Here is a 19,935-nt window from a genome sequence, read left to right as displayed (position 1 = left end):
CAGGGAGCAACCGTAGATTGAAAAAAAATGCTTACATTTGCGGCTCGATGAAGTGTCACCGTTCTTGTGGCGTGGTACCTTGACGGAAACACGTGCCTGCCGCCACTCGATAATCCCTTATATCCTGACAATTAAAATATTAACTAACCAACGATAACATGAGAAAAAAACTATCTCTCTTACTTTTGCTCGGCATGGCGTTTGTCGGTGCATGGGCGCAGCGTGCCACGGACGTGATTGACCGTGGGCTTGTGGCCGTGAAATATATCGGCGGCGTGTATTGCAGCTGGCGTATTCCGGCAGAGGAATACTATGATGTCACGTACAACATATATCGTGACGGCAAGAAACTGAACGATACTCCGCTGACGGTGTCAAACTATCGTGACAACGGCGGGACGAGCACCGCCAAATACACGGTGGAAGCCATCGTGCGCGGCAAGTCGCAGGGGCAGTGCGCTCCCGTGACACCGTGGAAGAGCAACTATCTCGAAGTGAAGATGAATCACGGGGCGCTCACGAGTACATATATACCAAACGATGCCTGCGTGGCCGATGTCGACGGGGACGGACAGTTGGAGATATTGCTCAAATTCGACAACCAGAACGATATCCAGAACGGATACAAGCCGAACGGACATAACGGTGAGTACGCGATAGTGGAAGTGTACAAGCTGGACGGCACAAAACTGTGGTGGCTCGACTTCGGACCCAATATGGCCGACTTCCAGAACAACGAGAACAATATCGTGGCATACGACTGGGACGGCGACGGCAAGGCGGAGGCCGTGCTGCGTGCCGCCGACGGCACCACCATCCACATGGCTGACGGCACAACATACGTTGTGGGAGACAAGAGCAAGAACTACCGTCCGGCAAGCGGCGGAGGCGGCGTCAATTTCTTCATGCACGAAGGAGACGAGTTTCTGCTGTATCTGAACGGAGCTACAGGAAAACCGTATCAGGTGATGGAATACCCGCTGAGACGCCTCGAACCGGGAGAGACAGACCTCAACAAGGCCTGGGGCGACGGCTACGGACACCGCTCTACGAAGCACTTCTTCGGAGCGCCGGTGCTCGACGGGCGCAAGGCGAGCATATTCCTCGCACGCGGTATTTATACCCGGCATAAGATGATTGCGCTCGACGTAAATCCGGCCACGCACGAACTGACCGAGCGTTGGCGCTGGAACTGCAACACGCCGGGCTCGCCGTGGTTCGGACAGGGTTATCACAACTATGGCATTGCTGATGTGGACTGGGACGGACGCGATGAGATCGTATTCGGCTCGATGGTTATCGACGATAACGGCAAGGGACTCTCTACCACAGGCCTGGGACACGGCGACGCGCAGCATTGCAGCGATTTCGACCCGTACATACACGGACATGAGATTTTCGCCTGCAACGAAGATCGTCCTGGAAACAATTTCCGTGACGCCACGACATCTAAGATTTACTATCGCTATTCGGCAACGGAAGACGACGGACGTGCCATAATGGGCAATTTCAGCAACAGCTATCCCGGCGCGCAGGGAACATCGTCACGCGACGGATCGCTGATAAGTTCGGTGACACACGCGGCGATACCTGGCGGCTCTAAAGCCGACATAGCGCAGAACATGCGTATATACTGGGACGGAGACTTGTGCTCGGAGACGTTCAACTATGAGAACGGCAAGAACACTGCCGGTGCCATATACAAGCCGGGACACGGAAAGATTGCCACGCTCGGCGGCAGTATGACAAACAACGACACGAAAGGTACGCCGTGTTATCAGGGCGACATCTTCGGAGACTGGCGCGAGGAGGTGATAATGCGTACCGCGTCTAACAACATACGCATATATACCACGGATGTGGAGACTAAGTGGCGCAATTACTCATTGTGGCACGACCATCAGTACCGTCAGGCGATGGTGTGGCAGATGTGCGGTTACAACCAGCCGCCCCACACAAGCTATTTCCTCGGTGAGCTGGAGGGAATAACGGTGGCTCCCGCCCCGCTTACCATGACGGGACGCACCGAGATTAAAAACGGGGCCGTGATAGGCGGCGGTGAGGCAGACAAGCATATAATGATGTGCGAGACGGGAGACATGACAGTGTCCGTGAGCGACGGTGCCGCTCCTTATATCTTTACCGACAACGCCCCGACATGGGTCCAGGGAAATGACGACAACGACAGGATAGCCACAACCGAGTACACGCACACGCTTACGGGCGGCGCTTTCACAGGCGGAATGCGGCTTGTGAAGCAGGGCGACGGTACACTGCGGCTGCCGAAAGTGACACAGACATATACGGGAGAGACAAACGTTTGGGCGGGAACGCTCGCTTTCGACGGTACGATGCAGGCAAGCCGCGTGTGGCTCAACCGTCACGCCACGCTTGTGTCCGACGGCGGAAAGTTCATGAATGGCATCAAGGCCGACTACAATGCGACCATCGTACCCGGTGGAAAGAATAAGAAAGGAACGATAGAGACCGATTCGCTGTGGCTTAACTTCGGCTCGGTGGTACTCTTCGACCTGTATGGCGAGGATGTGACGGCAGACGTGGTGAAAGCCAGGACGATGGTGATAGAGAAGAAAAACTGGACCAACGGTCCGGCATACTCGACTCCCGTATTCAGGTTTGTGAAGCATCCGGCTGCCGGAGAGGGCAATGTGGCCAACGGCCGCTACCTCATCGGTGAGGTGGAGAAAGTGGCGGGCAATCTCGCCGACGTGCAGATAGAAGGGCTCAACAGCCAGAAAGCCACTTTGGCTTTCGAGAACGGAAAGCTGTATGTGGTGATAGAGAACTATGTTGCCGGCGACGTCACATGGATCGGAAGCGTGGACGGAACATGGGATGTGGACGTTACGGCCAATTTTGAGGAGAAAGGAACCGGCGCCAAGCGTTCGTTCGTTCCGGGAGACAATGTTATTTTCGACGATAACGCACAGTCGGCTACCGTCAACGTGTCGGGTACGGTGGCTCCGAAGAGCGTCGTTTTCGCAAACGAGACGAAGACGCTGACAATCACCGGCGACAGTATCGTGGGTGAGGGTACGGTGACAAAGACAGGTGCCGGAACGGTGAATATAAATAATCTGAACCGTGTGGGCAACACGGTGATTGCCGGAGGAAAGCTTACAGTGGCCTCACTTGCCAACGCGATAGGACAGGATGTCGGCTCGTTGGGAATGATAGACAAGACCATAACCATATCTGGAAACGCCACTCTCGGTGTCAGCGCGAACTCGACATCGGGGCAGACCGTCATCGTGGGCGAGGGTGGAGCGACGCTCGACATTCCGACCGGCATATCCCTGACAATGGCTTCGGGAATAAAGACGGCGGCAAGCAACGCCGTTCTTACCAAGTCGGGAGGAGGAACGCTCAATCTCGGCAACGGCAACGGTGTGTCACGTCTTCTGATTACAGGCGGAGTGGTGAACGCATCGGAGAGCGGCGAGGTGACACAGCTTCCCGCCACGGTGGAATTCCACGGCGGCAAACTTTACGATCCTAACAGCGAGGGATTACCCGGGACAAAGAACAGGACCAACTTCGTGGTAACGGAAGGATATTCCGGAACGTTGTATGCCGACCCGAGGTGCGATTACAGCGGTACGCTCACCGGTGCGGGCACATTCTATATATATGCGGCCGGAGTGCGTAATTACTTCAAGGGCGATTGGAGCAATTTCGAAGGAACGATAGTTCCGGGCTACAGCAAGCGCGGAACGTACGACCCGTCTTTCGACTTCAGCAACTCGAAAGGACTCGGCAAGGCCACATTGCAGATGAATGAGGGCATCGAGTTCAAGAATAACGGCAACAATGTGGCTGTGGCAAACATCACCGGCAAGGGAACACTGAGCGGAACGGGTATCTATATTATCGGAGGAACGGGTGAGGACATAATGTTCCAAGGCTCGATACTTTCTCCGGTGAGAAAAGCCGGAACTGGTACATGGACTTTGTCTAATACGACGATGCAGAAAAACATAGGAACGATAAATGTGGACGGAGGTTATCTGTATCTGAATACCTATAACTCGACGGCATCGCTTGTGGGCAAGAACCCGATAAACGTGAACAACGGCGGTACCATAAACGGTTCGGGAACGGTGGGTACCCTGAACGTGAACAGCGGCGGCACAATCACTCCCGGACGGACCACCACTGCCGATGTGTCGGGATTCATAGCCGCAGAGGGCAATCTGACGGCAAACACCGGCTCGGTGGTAAATCTCAATATTAAGAACGCCGCAAACTCGGCCTCGTCACGCTCGTTCCTGAAAGCAGACGGAACGCTGACTCTGAACGGAACGCTGAATATCAGCGTGAGCGAGAGCTACCGACCCGCCGCAGGCGATGAGATAATACTTTGGACGGCTGGCGCATTTGCGGGAAATCCTATGTTGAACCTGCCGGCACTGCCGGAAGGCTATGAATGGGATACGGCGGAACTGTTCAAGCCAAGCGGCCTGTTGCGCGTGAAAGGTACTGACGGAATATTGTCGATAGGTTCCGCTGCCACCGTCCGTTGCCGTGTGTACACTGCCGGCGGCCTGTTTGTGGGCGAATTTGAGGCAAAAGCCGCCGATGTGGTCGCGGAAGCGCGCAAACTCGGACTGGAACCGGGTACGTATATAGTGCGTGCGGCATCAGACAAGGCAACAAGGGCAATCAAGGTGGTGATAAGATAGGAACTCCGGATTGTCACGGATGATATAGTACAAAAAGGTTATTGTCGTAAGACTGAATGTTAGGCGGTTGCCGGCAATAACCTTTTTTTATTTAAATCACATTGCGTGCCCATTGATGCCATAGGCAAGGACCATTGACGGATGTGTGATTTTAAAGTTAAAAAAGCAAAATTCGGTGGTGTAAACGGATAAAAAATCATATATTTGCAACCGAATATTATTCATTACAACTATTATCAATTTATCTATTAACTTAAATATTAAACAAAACAAAATGAAAAAACGATTACTTTTAATGTTTGCCGCAGCTATTGGTGCGGTGGGATCGTTTGCTTATGAGGTGGGTCAGTATGTGTACACACCCAATGGCCGATTCCAAATCATCGGTAAGAACCTGTTGACAAACGGAGATTTCTCCAAGGGCATGGAAGGTTGGACAAATGCGGGCGGTGAGCCGTTGTCCGCCGATACATTCGCGGTAAGCAACGACGGACCCGGCGGTATGGCGTGCCTGACGGCCATTGCGGGCGGAATACAGAAGTCTGACGGTTTTGCCACATCAACAAACTTCAGACAGTCTGTCGCTGTACAGGAGAACACCACTTATATCGTGACTTACAAGGCAAAGGCTTTTGTCACGCCGCGTATCTCCTCTGTCTCGCTTGACCGTAACAACAACTACCAGAATGTGTTTGTAAACGATGACGGGGCATGGCCTATGACAAGAAATGATGAAGACAGAGCGAAAATCAAGGCCAGCATATTCAGCTTCGGGACATGTTCGGCCGACTGGTACGAGAGGACGATGGATTACAGGGCTGATTCTGCCGTGTATCTGAACGTGTTCTTCTTCAACCTTGTCGTAAACGACTCTTATACTGACTTCGGTATATATGAAGCCAAGCAGGTAGGTGACGACCGTATAATCAAGGATGCGATAAGCCAGATCGAGTTTTATAAGAATGACGAGGCAAACTTCCCCAATGAGCGTGATTTGCTCGAAGAGCCGCTTGCCGACCTGAAAGGATTAGTGGGGGGGGAAATGACTGTGGCTGACGTAGAGTCTTTCATGGATGGAATATTCGGTGAGGGTGGCCCCGTATCCGAATTCCTTAACGCCAACTCGGCGGACGCGTCTCCTTATTTTACCAACTTCACTTTCGACGACCTGGCTAAAATCAATCCCGGTAAAGGTATCGCTAAGGGCTGGACATCATCGACAGGTAATGAAAGATGGGGCGTCGCAGAGCCGAAGTATAACTTGACGACCAATCACCTCGTTGCCGAAATAGGCGCGAACTATGCTTTGAATACAAGCTCTTTCTCGCAAGGTCAGGATCTTCCCGCAGGCAAATATCTTTATATAGTCCGCGGTATGGCCAACAAGTATTTCCAGGACGGAAAAGGTAGCAAAAGCAACTATTATCATATAGACTTCCATTCTCCTGTTGACGGCTTGAAGTATTTTATCAATAATGATACCATCGCGATGGAGAACGTTGAGTGTGGAAGAGCCAACGTATATATGCACGTTTTTGATATTAATGAGGACGGTGTTAAGACAATCGGTTTCACATATCCGACAATAGGTCAATGCGAATCAGGAAGTTATGAAGGTTACAGCGGTGGCGGCCGTATAGACTTTGACAATGTCGAGATTCGTGTGTTGGGTATGTCTGAGGCGGAATTGCAGGGTTATTTCCTTAAAGGAAAACTTGCCGCTTCACGCAATGCTCTGAGAGTGATGACAGACTCTGCAATCGTTGTCGCCGATAAGGATATGTATGTATTCGGCAAGACTGTTCTTCGTGACTCCATCGCTGTGTCAGAGGCTGTTTATGCCGCAAACACGGATCTTACACAGGAATGTATCGACGCGTTGGATAAGCAGATGAACTATATGCGTGACGCTATCCGTGCTCTTTATACTCTTAACACAGAGTATGTTCAGCTCGGTAATGATATAGCGGTGTGCAAAAACGAACTCGCGGACGAAAACCGTCCGAAAGGTAAGGAAGAATTCGGCGCTGCCATTAAAGTAGCTGAGGATTATTATAAAGCTCAGATAGAGACAAGCCGTGACTCGGCAGAGCTTGTAAGACAGGATGTTGTTTTGATAGAGGCCCGCATGGCTTACGGTTTGGCTAATGCTTCTGTTAAAACACCGGCAGAGATTGTTTTGGTAAACAACTCATTCCAAAAGAAGAATACCGAGGGTTGGACAGAGGACGGAGGAGCGTCTTCTCCCGGAAAATCTAATTGGAAGTTCCAATCAAATGGAGATTTTACAGACGGATATTGCGCATACTTCAACAGAGGAAGAACAGCGACAGACTACAAGTGGGCTTGGCAGGATGTTGACGCTCCGAGAAACGGTGTATACATGTATGTCGCCGAGTGTGCCGTAAACAATAGTAGCTGGACTGATACAACAGGCGTACATTCTGATACATACCTGTTTATGAACAACGATTCTATTGAGGTGTATACTCCCGGAATAGGAGATGGTAACTCAATGGCTTTCCCGGGTCATGTAACCAAGTTCTCCATAATAACTAAGATTGCCGACATTAATGCGTTGGAGACTCCCGGTGTAATCCGTGTAGGTTTGGAGAAGCCAATGAGAGAAGAGAATGCCGTTCAGCTTGGTCTGATTTACTTCGGTTCTTCACATCTCTACTATCTCGGTTCTATCGAGGATTATGAGACAGGTATCTCTGATGTAACAGCCGCTGAAAACATGAACCGTGGCGACATCTACAACCTCAATGGTGTTAAGGTACGTGCCAATGCAACATCTCTCAAAGGTCTTGCTAAGGGTATCTACATCATGAACGGTAAGAAATACGTTGTAAAATAAATTCGGATTATAATAAGCCATTAATAATCATTTGAGTTTATGGCGGGGTAAAGGCATTGCTTTTCCCCGCCTTTTTATTTAAGTTTTTATATTAAGAATAAACCTGGGCAATGAAAAAACTTTATTATTATTTATCTGTTTTACACAATGATTAGTTATGGAATGTACGATGCTTCATGGGGTGGTTAACTATGATAATTTCTGACGTTGTTTTGTGCGTTTGATAAGATAATAATAGTGTTGTGATAATCATATTTTGATAATATTGAGCGTTGTTCGTTTAATATATTATTTTTTATAAAAATTTATTGTTTATGAATTTATTTTATATTATCTTTGTGGCTAAATCTATAGGGGGCATTGTGCCCGTCTTGAAACTACTGCAATAAAATAATAACTTATTAATTAAAACTTTATGAGAAAACTCATCTTTTGTTTTTCTTTTGTCTGCATGGGAGTATTGTCTTCTTGTGTGGACAAGAACGAACTTGTGGATGAAGAATCGTTACCGGGATGGCTTGGCTCGAGTATATACGGCGAGTTGAAAAATCCGGATCCCGGCAAGGGACTTACCGGTTCTTTTAAAACATATCTTCGTTTGGTCGATGATTTGGGATATACCGAGACGTTGAGTCGTACGGGTAGCAAGACCGTATTCCCGGCAAACGACGAGGCTTTTGCCCGCTTTTTCGCCAGTGAGACATGGCCGGGCGTGAAAAGATATGAAGACCTTTCAGCAGCCCAGAAGAAAATGCTTCTGTATTCTTCGATGCTTGACAATGCGCTTCTCATCGGTATGTTATCCAATACAAGCTCTTCCACGGGTGTTGTTCAGGGACGTGCGTTGAAGCATGCCACATCTACAAGTGTTATCGATACCGTTACTTCATACCAGACACTTCCTGCCATTTTGGCTGCTTACGGAGAGAATAATCCTAACTGGACAAGATTTCAGAAAGGAGTGGCCGTGGTCTCAGACGCGACAAAGCCCATGTTGGTGCATTTCACCCGTGAGTATATGCTCAACAATAGTATAACAACTGCCGGCTCTAATAACGATTTTTCGCTTATTACCGGAGGAGACTACAAGGAAGGTGATGCCTACATATTCGGAGAAAGAGTGCTCGCACAGGATGTTACCTGCCAGAACGGATATATACATCAGGTGCAGGATGTGATAACACCCCCGGGAAACATGGCGCAGGTATTGAAGAGGACTCCCAATTTGTCTCTTTTCAGTCACATGCTTGACCGTTTCGCAGTACCGGTATTCAACCAGAAGGTGACGAATGACTATGCCGATTGGTATAATTCGCAGAAAGCTATAGGTGCCATACCGGCCGACCAGATGGCTCCCGATTCGATATTTGAAGTCCGTTACCAAAGCCGCTTGTCGCAAGGAAACGCCGCTTTTGATAAAGATGTGAATGGCGCTGACGTGATAAATGAATATCTGTTGAATCTTGATCCGGGATGGAACGAGTTTTATGTAGCGCCGACGCAAAGCGGCCAGCCTGAAACATTCCTTACGGATCTTGCCGTGGCATTTGCTCCGGAAGATGAGGCCCTGATAAAGTATTTTACAGAGGATGAAGGCAAATCTATAATAGATACTTATGGCTCACTGCCTAATACGAAAGAAAACTTAAAGCGCAATCTTGACGATGTTCCGATGAATATCCTTGCGAAGTTCATATCCAATATGCTGAGAACATCTTTTGCCGCGGCAGTTCCGAGTAAGTTCAACTCTATCGTTGATGACGCAAAGGACCTGATGGGTATAACACTTGATGACATCAAGAAAAAGGATGATAACAGTTACGATATAAAGATTGCCAATAACGGTGTTATCTATACGACCAATAAAGTGTTTGGCCCGAAGGCTTATGTTGTGGTCTCGGCACCGGCTTTGTTTAACAAAGAGATGCACATGATAAACTGGATCATACAGAATCAGACGTTTAATAACGCATTCGCCCTTGGTTTGGACTTTTATGCCTATTTGTTGACGACGTCATCAAACTATGCCTTGTTCCTTCCGACTGACAAGGCTTTTGACGCTTATTATCTTGACCCGGCATCTTTGATAAAAAGAAACGGACAGTTGGCAGGTTCTCCTTACGTATATCATTATTATTATTCTCCGACTTCCAAGTCGGGTATAGGTGTTTCCAGGTGGAAATATGACATACAGACAGGTGTGGCGTCTGACTCCGTCATATTCGAAATAGAAGGTGCGGCGAACCAGACAAACTGGCCTGTTGTCAAGTCACACCTGTCTGATATCGTGCAGTATAACACTGTGGTATTGAAGGATGGCGAGGTGCTTGGAAACAATAAGTATTACAAGACCAAGCACGGCGGTACTGTTATCGTGGATATGAACAATAAGACAGTCGTGTCAGGAAACCAGATTAATGGCGTGATGCCGGTATCCAACATAACGGAAGAATATATCCAGAAGAACGGTCGTTCATATTCGATAGACAGGCTTATACAAGGCCCGACAAAGAGCGTGTACGGTGTATTGAGCGAGAATCCGCAGTTTAGCGAGTTCTTCGAGTTGTGTAACGGTTTCGATGATGATATTCTTGACTGGGCCGGAATTTCCAAATCGAAAGATCCGCAAACCGGTATTTATGCCGTTGACAGATATAAGGTATTCTACAATCCTAACCAGCGTAATGCGAAAAAAGGGTGTATAGACCTGAATGTAAAATTCTTCAACAGCTATAACTATACTGTATTCGCGCCTAACAATGAGGCCATGAAGTTCGCTTATGAGCATGGTCTGCCTAAGTGGGAAACGATAAACGAACTGTATGTCAAGTTTGCGGAACAGGAAGAAGAGACGGATGATGCCATAGAGGCCAAAAAAGAGGTTAGGGCCATGGTTGAGGCAATAAAGGCTTTTACACGTTATCATTTCCAGAATACTTCCGTTTATGTAGATAATGAGGTTGAAACAGGTAATTTCATTACATTCTTTGTCAATGACAATAGCATAAGTCAGGAATTGAGTATAAGTGGCGGCAACGGACAGATAATAATCAGGGATGCCACGGATGAGCGAAAGGTAATATCGGCATCGACCGGTCTTGTCAATGAAATGGCCCGGGAGTTCGAATTTGTCATGGAAAATACTTCCAAGGCATCGTATGCAAGTTCGTCTTCGTTCGCTGTCGTTCATGAACTTACGAAACCTCTGAGCTATAACAAGGCTGTTGATTACAGCAAGGGAAGTACAGAAGTTTCCGCTTCAAAGAATCACAAGTAAATCGCAAGCCGAGAGCAGAAACAAAATTTATTTTGACTATGCCGAGGCGCAGCATTTATTGTAGATTAATAAATCTAAAATAATAAAAGTAAAGATATATAATATGCCAAAGATAAAATTAATGCTTACTGCCATTTTGCTTGTCATGGTACAGGCTGTGATGGCGCAAGGGCAACGAATATCAGGTACGATAACAGATAATTTCGGACCTGTTATGATGGCGAATGTTGTTGAGCGTGATGCCAACAACCGTATCGTGACGGCAACGGTGACGGATGTCAACGGTAATTTCTCTATGGTTGTCAAGAATCCGAAAAACAAGTTGGTTATTTCCTATGTGGGAGCCAAGACGAAAGTATTGTCCATCGGTACACGTACGAAATTTAATGAGAACCTCTCTTCGCAGACAACAGTGCAAGAAGTGAAGGTCGTCGCGAAGCGCAAGTCTAATTCCGGCGGTCTTTCCATTCCGAAACGCGAAGTCTCCGTGGCTCAGCAGACAATGGATATGGCCGATGTTGAAGGACTTTCCTTCACCAGTGCTGATGAGGCATTGCAGGGTAAGATAGCGGGTCTTGATATTGTGGTCGGTTCCGGTAACCTCGGTTCCGGTACCCAGATGCGTTTGCGTGGTGTGACATCAATCAATGGTAATAAGAATCCTTTGATTGTCGTTGATGACCAGATTTATGACGCTCCTGATTTTGATGCTGAAAATGCTACTGACGAAGATTATGCTTCTCTGCTTTCAGTGAATGTGGAAGACATCCAGAGTATCACGGTCCTTAAAGATGCCGCTTCCACTGCCATTTGGGGATCGCGCGGCGCAAACGGTGTAATTGAGATAAAGACAAAGCGTGGCGCACGCGGAAAGACAAGGGTCAATTTCTCGTATAAGTTCACCGGCAACTGGCAGCCCAAGGGATATGAGCTTCTCAATGGTGACAATTACTCCATGCTTATGAAGGAGGAAATATATAATCCGACGCAGCAGTCTGACGCTACGATTAATATCAATGAGTTGAACTATGTAAAGAGTTGGGGCGACTATGAGAATTGGAACAACAATACGGATTGGGTAGACGCTGTCACCCAGTTCGGACAGATGCATAGCTACAACCTGAACCTCACGGGTGGTGGATCGAAAGCAAACTTCCGTATATCAGCCGGATATGACCATCAGACGGGTACTATCATAAAGCAGACATTGAATCGTTTTACGACACGTCTTGCCCTTGACTATTTTGTAAGTGAGCGGATCAAGTTCATGACAACATTTGCTTTCACTTATACCAATAACAATAAGAATTACAGCGACTTGCTCGGTCTGGCCCAGAAGATGGCTCCCAATATGAGTATATATCGTCAGGATGCCAACGGTGAGGATACGAATGAGTATTATATAATGAATCCGAGTTCGGGCGTACGTAATCCGTCATCGGAGGAGTTGAAAGATATACGTGCCCTTGGCAATCCTGTCGCAATAGCAAATCTTGCATTTTCAAAAGAGAATGTCTATCGTGTAAACCCGGATTTCAGTCTGCAATATGAATTGCTTGGAATAGAGGAGGGAAAGAGCCGTCTAACATATAAGGGCGACGTGTATTTTGATATTTACGCAAACAGCAAGCCCAGTTATTATCCGGCGGAGTTGTCAACAGACAACATGGATTCAAAGAACTATAACAGGTCGTATAATTTGGAGAGTAACTCAATGGGATTTACTTTCACAAATGACCTTACTTTCACACCGCATTTCAAGAATGAGGACTGGACGGCAACAATGAAGTTCCGTTATCAGATAAAAACAAGTACGAGCAGCCAACAATATGAGACGGGATACCTGACTCCTCCGGGACTCGACAGGCCATCTTTGGGTGTGCTTATTGATGATGGTACAAGTAGCAGTACCGGCAAGTCCAAATCGCAAAGCTGGAGCTATACGGGCCATTTCTCTTACAAGAGCCGTTATTCACTTGGCGTTACGTTGCGTGCGGACGGTGACTCAAAATTCGGTCCTGAGCACAAGTGGGCTTATTTCCCAAGTGTATCCGGACGTTGGAACATTATTGACGAACCGTTTATGAAACCTATTCGTAAGGTAGTCTCGATGCTTGCTTTCCGTCCCAGCTGGGGTAAGGTTGGTAATGCACCGAGTTCGGAATCTTTGTTCTACGAGGCATATAACACTGCCGCCGGAAACTATGGTACAGGTTCCGGTGCTCCCACGACAACAATGTTGCGTTTGAAACTTGATAACCTCAAATGGGAAACAACGACAAGTTATAACTTAGGATTTAACCTTGGATTGCTCGACGATAAGATTGAGGCTGAGTTTGAATACTATAAGAAGACAACAAAAGACTTGCTGATGAAAGACGTGCGCATTCCTTCTACCGCGGGTTATGCAACCTTGGCATATTCGAATGTCGGCGAGATGAGCAATGAGGGATGGGAGTTGAATGTAAGTCTGAATAATATCATAAAGGCAGGTAAGTTCTCTGCCAGTGCCAATATAAACGTGTCTCAGAACTTCAATGAAATCACTGAGATGGATGACAAGGTGTTGGCATCCGTAAATACGGAATGGTCAAACAAGAACGGACTTTATCTGAATCGTGTCCAGGTGGGTAACCCGCTCGGTTCTATTTACGGTTACAGATATAAGGGAGTTTATAAGTATTCTTATGAGTATTTGATAAATTACAGAAAGGAACATCCTTCTGAATTCCCGACCAACGCCTCTTTTGAAAATTGGATCAATCAGCAGCTTGCGGCCGGCAATACTGCGCCTGTGGCAAGAGACAAGAACGGAAAGGTGCTGATGAATGCAGACGGGACACCTATGCACATGGTCTTCGACTATGCCACAAGAAACTATGAGTTCAAGGGTGGTGACGCTATTTATGAGGATGTCAACCATGACGGACAGATAAACAGTCTTGATGTCGTTTATCTTGGTAATTCGATGCCTAAGGTAAATGGAGGTTTCGGATTTACTTTCCGCTATGACAGGTTTACATTGCGTACCAACTTCAACTATCGCTTCGGTAATAAAGTCGTGAATTTCGCGCGTATGGAATTGGAAAAGATGTCAACGGCTTATAATCAGTGCGCTACTGTCAATTACCGTTGGCGTAAGGATGGAGATGACACTCCGATACCGCGGGCAATGTATGGTAATGAGGTCGCTTTCAACTGGATGGGTTCCGACAGATATGTGGAAGACGGTTCTTTTGTCCGTTTCCAATATGTGCAGTTGACCTATGACATGCCGAAAACGATGACAAAGAAGTTAGGTCTTAACACATTCAAGATTTACGCTTCTGCAAATAATCTTTATTGCTGGACCAAGTACAGCGGTTCTGATCCGGAACATTCAGCAAGTGGCTGGGGATTTGCCGAAGATAAGGCAAAGACACCTCGTGCTAAATCGTTCACGCTTGGTATTAATGTAGGGTTCTGATAAACTTGAATTTTAGAAAAGATGAAGACAATGAAAAAATATATATTATTCATATTGTCCGGGTTCTTGACAACATCTTGTATAGACACTGTAGTATTGCCGGATGACATTACTATCGGTGAAGACATGTGGAAGAGCAGGGATGATGTGTCGGCCATGGTTAATAGCGCATATAAGGCCATGTGCTCGGAAGGTGTGATAGAGCGTTGCATCGTGTGGGGTAGTTTCCGTTCAGACGAGTTGAATCCTATCGTGCAGACGTTCAATAACGGCAAGGAAACAGCTCTTAGAGACATAAAAGCCGGTAACATGACCCATAACAACCTGTATGCGGATTGGGCGAGTTTCTATAATGTGATCAATAAGTGCAACCTTGTATTGGAGCGTGCTCCCGGTGTGGTGAACATAGACCCGTCTTATACGGTAAACACATTGAATACTGACAGGTCGCAGATGCTTGCTTTGCGTTCGTTGTGTTATTTTTACCTTGTGAGGGCTTTCCGCGATGTGCCGGTTACGCCGGGTGCTTATTTTGTGAGCAGTCAGAGCTTCGAGATACCCCAGCAGGCGCCTGTTACCGTATTGAACAAGTGTATCGCTGATTTGGAAGAGGCGATAAAGACACCTCTGTCACCATTAGGATATACAGACTGGCGCCGTGTCGGTTATCTTAATCGTGAAGGTATCGCGGCATTGCTTGCGGATGTATATTTGTGGAGAGGCTCTATGACTCATGATGCCGGCGATTACCAGAAGTGTGTCGAGTACTGTGATGTCGTCCTAAATTCAAAGAAGCAGTCGACTTCTGACGATTTCATGTTGCAGGATCGTAAGTGGCCCAACCTCATATATAATGGCTCAGAAGTATATCGTAACGTGTTCATTCAGGGTAATTCCCGTGAGAGTATCTTCGAATTGCAGATGGACGGACGTAATGATGATAATTTCGGTCTGCGTAACAGTTATTGGAATTATGATGAGAGGGCACGTTCAAATGGTTTGATGAGAGCGTCGTTAAATTTCAATGAAGCCGGAGATGATTATATTTATATAAAGGATAAAGATTACAGATGGTATGAGAGTTGTTATAATGTGAAGTCTTCCGACCAGACGGAATTGGATGTCTTCAAAATGGTATCAACCCAAACTACAGGTAATGATGAGACACCCCAAAAGCCTGTGACATCAAAGGTTGCACGTCCTTATGCCGATGTCGGCCAGAACTGGATTGTCTACCGCCTGTCCGATGTTATGCTGATGAAAGCGGAGGCGCTTGTACAGCTCGCGCCTGAGGCGGAAGTCGCTCAGGACGATTCGGAGAGTGCGGTAGGAGAGGCGGATGTCTTGCTGACAGCATTTACACTTGTCAATGAAGTTAATAAGCGTTCGCTTGCGCTGACTACTCTTGGCGATGCCGACACTTTGAAATTCAGCACATATAATACCAAGGCCGCAATGGAAGAGTTGGTTTTGGATGAACGTTTGCGTGAGCTGTGTTTTGAGGGTAAGCGTTATTTCGATCTGATGAGATACAATTACCGTCACGTAGAGGGTATACAGGCGGATAAGATTTTAGCAAATATCAGTTCTGACGCAAAAGCGATGGTAAAGAATTACGGACCAATGATGGAACTTATGACAAGAGGTATGTCCGAGGGCAATGCCGCCGCAATGTTCAAGATGCCGACAGAACCATTCCTTTATTTCCCTGTATTGAATAGTGAGATAAAGGTCAATTCCTTATTGAAGCAAAATCCTGCGTATAAGGAGAATGATGCTTATGTGAAGAATTAATAATGACAATTAATTATGAAAATGAATATATTTAAATCATTGTTAAAGGCTGCGGGGGCATTGTTCTTTCCCGTTTGCCTTACCATGTCATCTTGTAGCGAGGACATCGATGAGTCAAACCTTTATACTTTTACCGGTGAGACAATTGAGGATTTTCTCGTAAATAACGATACGGCATTCAGCAATTTCAATTATATATTGAAGAGAGCGGGCTACGACAGAATATTGAGTTCTTATGGAAGCGGCTCACAGCAATATTATACATGTTTCGCTCCGAATAATGCGGCAGTGGAGAGATATATTGACAGCCTCTATAACGATAAGGAGAGTAAAATAGAGCATAATGGAATGACTGAGAATTCCATTGAAGGCCTGTCGGACAGCCTTTGCGCCGATATTACATTATTCCATATATTGGGAACAAAGAAGCTGACAACAGACATGAACGCTTCTGGTGTCAGGACCCTGCTCGGCCGTACCGTCACGACAACGACACGGGCTGACGGTCTTACGGTGTTGAATGAAGTGGCCGCTATAATCATGCGTGATTATGAAGTGGAGAATGGTGTCGTACATGTCATTGACCATGTGATACCTCGTTCCAATAAGACCATTGTCAGAGAGTTGCAATTGGATACCGCCAGATTCAGCATCTTCTATAAGGCGTTGGAGGCAACAGGACTTATTAATGAGTTGGATGCCGTGAACAAAGAGCTTAAAGCAGAGAAACCGGCTCCCGTGAGTGGCTATTATACTCCGACAGAGTGCAAGGTCGGCTTCACGGTGTTTGCCGAGACAGATGCCGTGTTTGCCAAAAACGGTATCCATACTTTTGACGATCTGGTTGAGAAGGCGAAGGAATGGTATGGAAAGTCCGCTTCCGGAGATAAGAGAACAGAAACGGAAGGCTGGTATGATTATTACAGGAATAACGGTATAACAGTCAGTACAGGTAATGATTATACGAAAGAAACCAATGTGTTGAACATGTTTATGAGATACCATATCTTGAAGGCGGCGGTGTCCAAGGATATTTTGGCCTTGGATCACAATACGGTAACTGGATATGGATATAATGGAGACGTATATGACTATTATGAGACCATGCTTCCCAAGACATTGATGAAGACGTGGAAAGTGAAGAAAGAGAATAAGATTTATATCAACAGATATGTAGAGAACAACACTCTTACCGATGGAGTGGAGACACTCGGTTCGGATGGAATGCACAGGCTCATATATAAAGGTTGTAAAATACAGACAGACTCATTGATAGCCCCTCTTAACGGTTATATATATCCGATAGACGACATTCTGCTTTATAATTCTCAGGTTCCTATGGGAGTCCTGAATGAGAGAATACGTATTGACGCATTGACCATGCTTCCCGAAATATGCACAAACGGATTCCGTGGAATGCACACCGATGAGCTTACAGTGTTGAATGGCGGTAAAGGCGCCGGCCGTGTGCGTTTCCCCGTGGACTATTTTGATAATGTCAAGGTTTATAACGGCAATAATACTCAAATCGACATGAATATTATTGCAAAGACCGGCGACAGTAACTACTCATTATATAGGGGAGACAGTTTCCAGGGTATGGGTATATTTGACTTTGCGATCAAATTGCCGCCGGTTCCGGATGGTCTTTATGAGCTTCGCATAAACCTGGATTGTATGATGCACGGTACGATGCTTCAATATTATCTCGGAGAAACACCGGACATATCTTCAATGCAGCCTCTCGACATCCCGCTGGATATGCGTATACCGCAAAATGATTTTAATGATCCTCGTGTGGTGGATATGGGATGTGTGGATATCTATGCGGATCCCGATGCAAAAGAAGACAGAGGCCTTGAATCGGACAGGGTGATGCGCACCCATAAGTACATGAGGGCACCACTATGTATATGGAGACAAAATGATAACAGTATTGTTTCACGATTCAAATTACACCAGCTTCGCAGAATATTGGATACCCGCGATTTAAAACAGCAGGATTATTGGCTTAGGTTGAAGACCGTTCTTGATGACGGTAATAAGGAACGTAAGTTCCAGATTGATTATGTCGAGTTCGTGCCTGTTAATGTAGCGCAGAATGATCGTTATCTGGAAGATATGTATTAATCTTGGTTCTAAAAATACTAACAGAAATTTATATGAGACGAAATAAATTGATATATTGCATGATGGCGGCAGCGACAATGTTTGCCGCATCATGTTCTGACTTCGATGATTACAACGAGGCCTATACGGGCGGTAATACTGAAAGTCAGCAGACTCTTTGGGATAATATCTCAGGGAACCCGGAGTTGACGCAGTTTGCCGAACTGTTGAAAAAAGGTGGTTATGATGAGGTTCTCAAAAGTTCACGTTTTGTTACAGTGTGGGCGCCGAAAGACGGAACATACGATAATACATCGTTATTGGCGATGGACAAGGAAACTCTGGTGGAGAGGTTCATTAAAAATCATGTGGCCAACTACAACTATAATATCTCTACCGGTGACGAACGCCGTGTATATACCCTCAATGAGAAGTCAATCATTATGGAGAACAACACTTACGGCGGATTGAATATCGAAAAGAAGAATATCCCGAGTGTGAACGGTATTTTGCATATTATCGACGGTTATGCGGAATATCATCCGAATATATACGAATATATATTTGAATCGGGAAGTGACAGTCTGGCTTCTTATTTCAAGCATTTTGAATACTTGTACTTTGACGAGAGCAAGAGTGTCATCGGCCCGATAGATTCGTTGGGTCAGCAGACATACAGTGACTCTGTCATAATAAAGAAAAACAGGCTTACGGACGAGCGTACAGGTCTTCTCAATGCAGAACTGACAAATGAGGACAGTGTCTATACATTGCTTATACCCACAGATGAGGCATATAAAAAATCTTATGACAGAATAAAGAGCTGCTATACCTATCCGAGTGCCGGAAAGATAGAGTATCTGCCATTGACGGAGGATATGGTGGGACAGGCGTTGCCTGTGACCGTGCAGTCCGAGTATGTGTCAGACTCACTTACACGCTTGAGGATCGCAGGCAATCTGCCATTCACTCATACCAACAAGTATAACTCATGGATGCCGGAAGTCGACAATGGCAATGTATGGCAGAGTGATACACTGTGTTCCACTAGATGGAATTTGCTGTCCAATGGGCCTGAAATCCTGTCGCATACGGTCGGTGACGTGCTTAAAATGAGTAATGGATATGTTCGCATAGTCGATACTCTTGCCGTTCATCCATGGGAGTCATGGTGTCCCGAGATCAATGTCGGTATTTTCAGCCAGGATGTTCGCCCGTTGTATTCCGGTTGTACTCCTCCGACTAATTTTAATGTTGTTGGCGGTACTTACGGCCCTGATATCCAACGGTATCTTCTTTTGGATCCGGTTAATGACAGTTCCAGGCCGGAAATGTATTTCAAACTTAACAACGGGGTGAGGTCTGCGGCATATAACGCATATGTCGTATTGTTACCGGAAGTTTATGGTGAGAGTGAAGAAAACAAGATTACTCAGTTTGACGTTAATTTCAGTTACTTCGGCGAAGGAGGTAAGATAGTGGAAAAGAAGTTTGCCAAGCTCATTACCGATTCGGTAAATTTGGGTAAGGTTGATACGTTCCATGTGGGAGAGATTGTATTCCCTTATTCTTATTCGGCAACGGAAGCTTATCCTTATCTTCACTTGCGAATAAACCGTAACAAGTATAACAGCAAGGAGAAGAATTATACCAACAGACTGAAAATAGCCGGTATTATTCTCCGTCCGGTTGAATATGACGAATACTTAAAAAATGAAGAATGATT

Annotated in this window: 7 protein-coding genes; all 7 read left to right on the top strand. The window is 46.3% G+C overall.

Features of this window, described 5'->3' with window-relative positions; genetic code table 11:
- Positions 1-158: 158 nt before the first annotated feature.
- The 7 genes from HPS53_RS02360 (at position 159) to HPS53_RS02330 (ending at position 19,933) form a co-directional block, all read left to right on the top strand.
- On the top strand, positions 159-4,703 hold the full coding sequence (locus HPS53_RS02360; protein WP_172204102.1) for an autotransporter-associated beta strand repeat-containing protein: 4,545 nt from the start codon (positions 159-161) through the stop codon (positions 4,701-4,703).
- Positions 4,704-4,977: 274 nt separating this feature from the next.
- Positions 4,978-7,563, top strand: a complete 2,586-nt coding sequence (locus tag HPS53_RS02355; RefSeq protein ID WP_172204007.1) for a hypothetical protein — start codon at positions 4,978-4,980, stop codon at positions 7,561-7,563.
- A 415-nt stretch (positions 7,564-7,978) separates the two neighbouring features.
- Complete coding sequence (locus HPS53_RS02350; protein ID WP_172204100.1) at positions 7,979-10,840, top strand: fasciclin domain-containing protein; 2,862 nt, start codon at positions 7,979-7,981, stop codon at positions 10,838-10,840.
- 103 nt (positions 10,841-10,943) lie between these two features.
- Positions 10,944-14,306 carry a SusC/RagA family TonB-linked outer membrane protein gene (locus tag HPS53_RS02345; RefSeq protein WP_172204098.1) on the top strand — a complete coding sequence of 1,121 codons (3,363 nt, stop codon included), beginning with the start codon at positions 10,944-10,946 and terminating at the stop codon, positions 14,304-14,306.
- Between the two features lie 30 nt (positions 14,307-14,336).
- The gene (locus HPS53_RS02340) at positions 14,337-16,100 is read left to right on the top strand and encodes a RagB/SusD family nutrient uptake outer membrane protein (RefSeq protein WP_172204096.1); all 1,764 of its coding nucleotides are present in this window, start codon (positions 14,337-14,339) and stop codon (positions 16,098-16,100) included.
- Positions 16,101-16,121: 21 nt separating this feature from the next.
- Entirely contained in the window at positions 16,122-18,230 is a 2,109-nt protein-coding gene (locus HPS53_RS02335) for a fasciclin domain-containing protein (RefSeq protein WP_158249607.1), read from the top strand.
- Positions 18,231-18,262: 32 nt separating this feature from the next.
- Positions 18,263-19,933, top strand: a complete 1,671-nt coding sequence (locus HPS53_RS02330; RefSeq protein WP_104370214.1) for a fasciclin domain-containing protein — start codon at positions 18,263-18,265, stop codon at positions 19,931-19,933.
- The last annotated feature ends 2 nt before the right edge of the window (positions 19,934-19,935 follow it).

The organism is Prevotella sp. PTAC (assembly GCF_013166535.1).
Classification (GTDB): domain Bacteria; phylum Bacteroidota; class Bacteroidia; order Bacteroidales; family Bacteroidaceae; genus Prevotella.
Note: the sequence above shows the minus strand (reverse complement) of the source record. Positions and strands in the feature narration are given on the sequence as shown.

Excerpts from the sequence above, each read along its gene's own strand:
- HPS53_RS02350 (WP_172204100.1), top strand. The coding sequence starts at position 7,979 with ATGAGAAAACTCATCTTTTGTTTTTCTTTTGTCTGCATGGGAGTATTG.
- HPS53_RS02340 (WP_172204096.1), top strand. The coding sequence starts at position 14,337 with ATGAAAAAATATATATTATTCATATTGTCCGGGTTCTTGACAACATCT.
- HPS53_RS02360 (WP_172204102.1), top strand. The coding sequence starts at position 159 with ATGAGAAAAAAACTATCTCTCTTACTTTTGCTCGGCATGGCGTTTGTC.
- HPS53_RS02355 (WP_172204007.1), top strand. The coding sequence starts at position 4,978 with ATGAAAAAACGATTACTTTTAATGTTTGCCGCAGCTATTGGTGCGGTG.
- HPS53_RS02335 (WP_158249607.1), top strand. The coding sequence starts at position 16,122 with ATGAATATATTTAAATCATTGTTAAAGGCTGCGGGGGCATTGTTCTTT.
- HPS53_RS02330 (WP_104370214.1), top strand. The coding sequence starts at position 18,263 with ATGAGACGAAATAAATTGATATATTGCATGATGGCGGCAGCGACAATG.
- HPS53_RS02345 (WP_172204098.1), top strand. The coding sequence starts at position 10,944 with ATGCCAAAGATAAAATTAATGCTTACTGCCATTTTGCTTGTCATGGTA.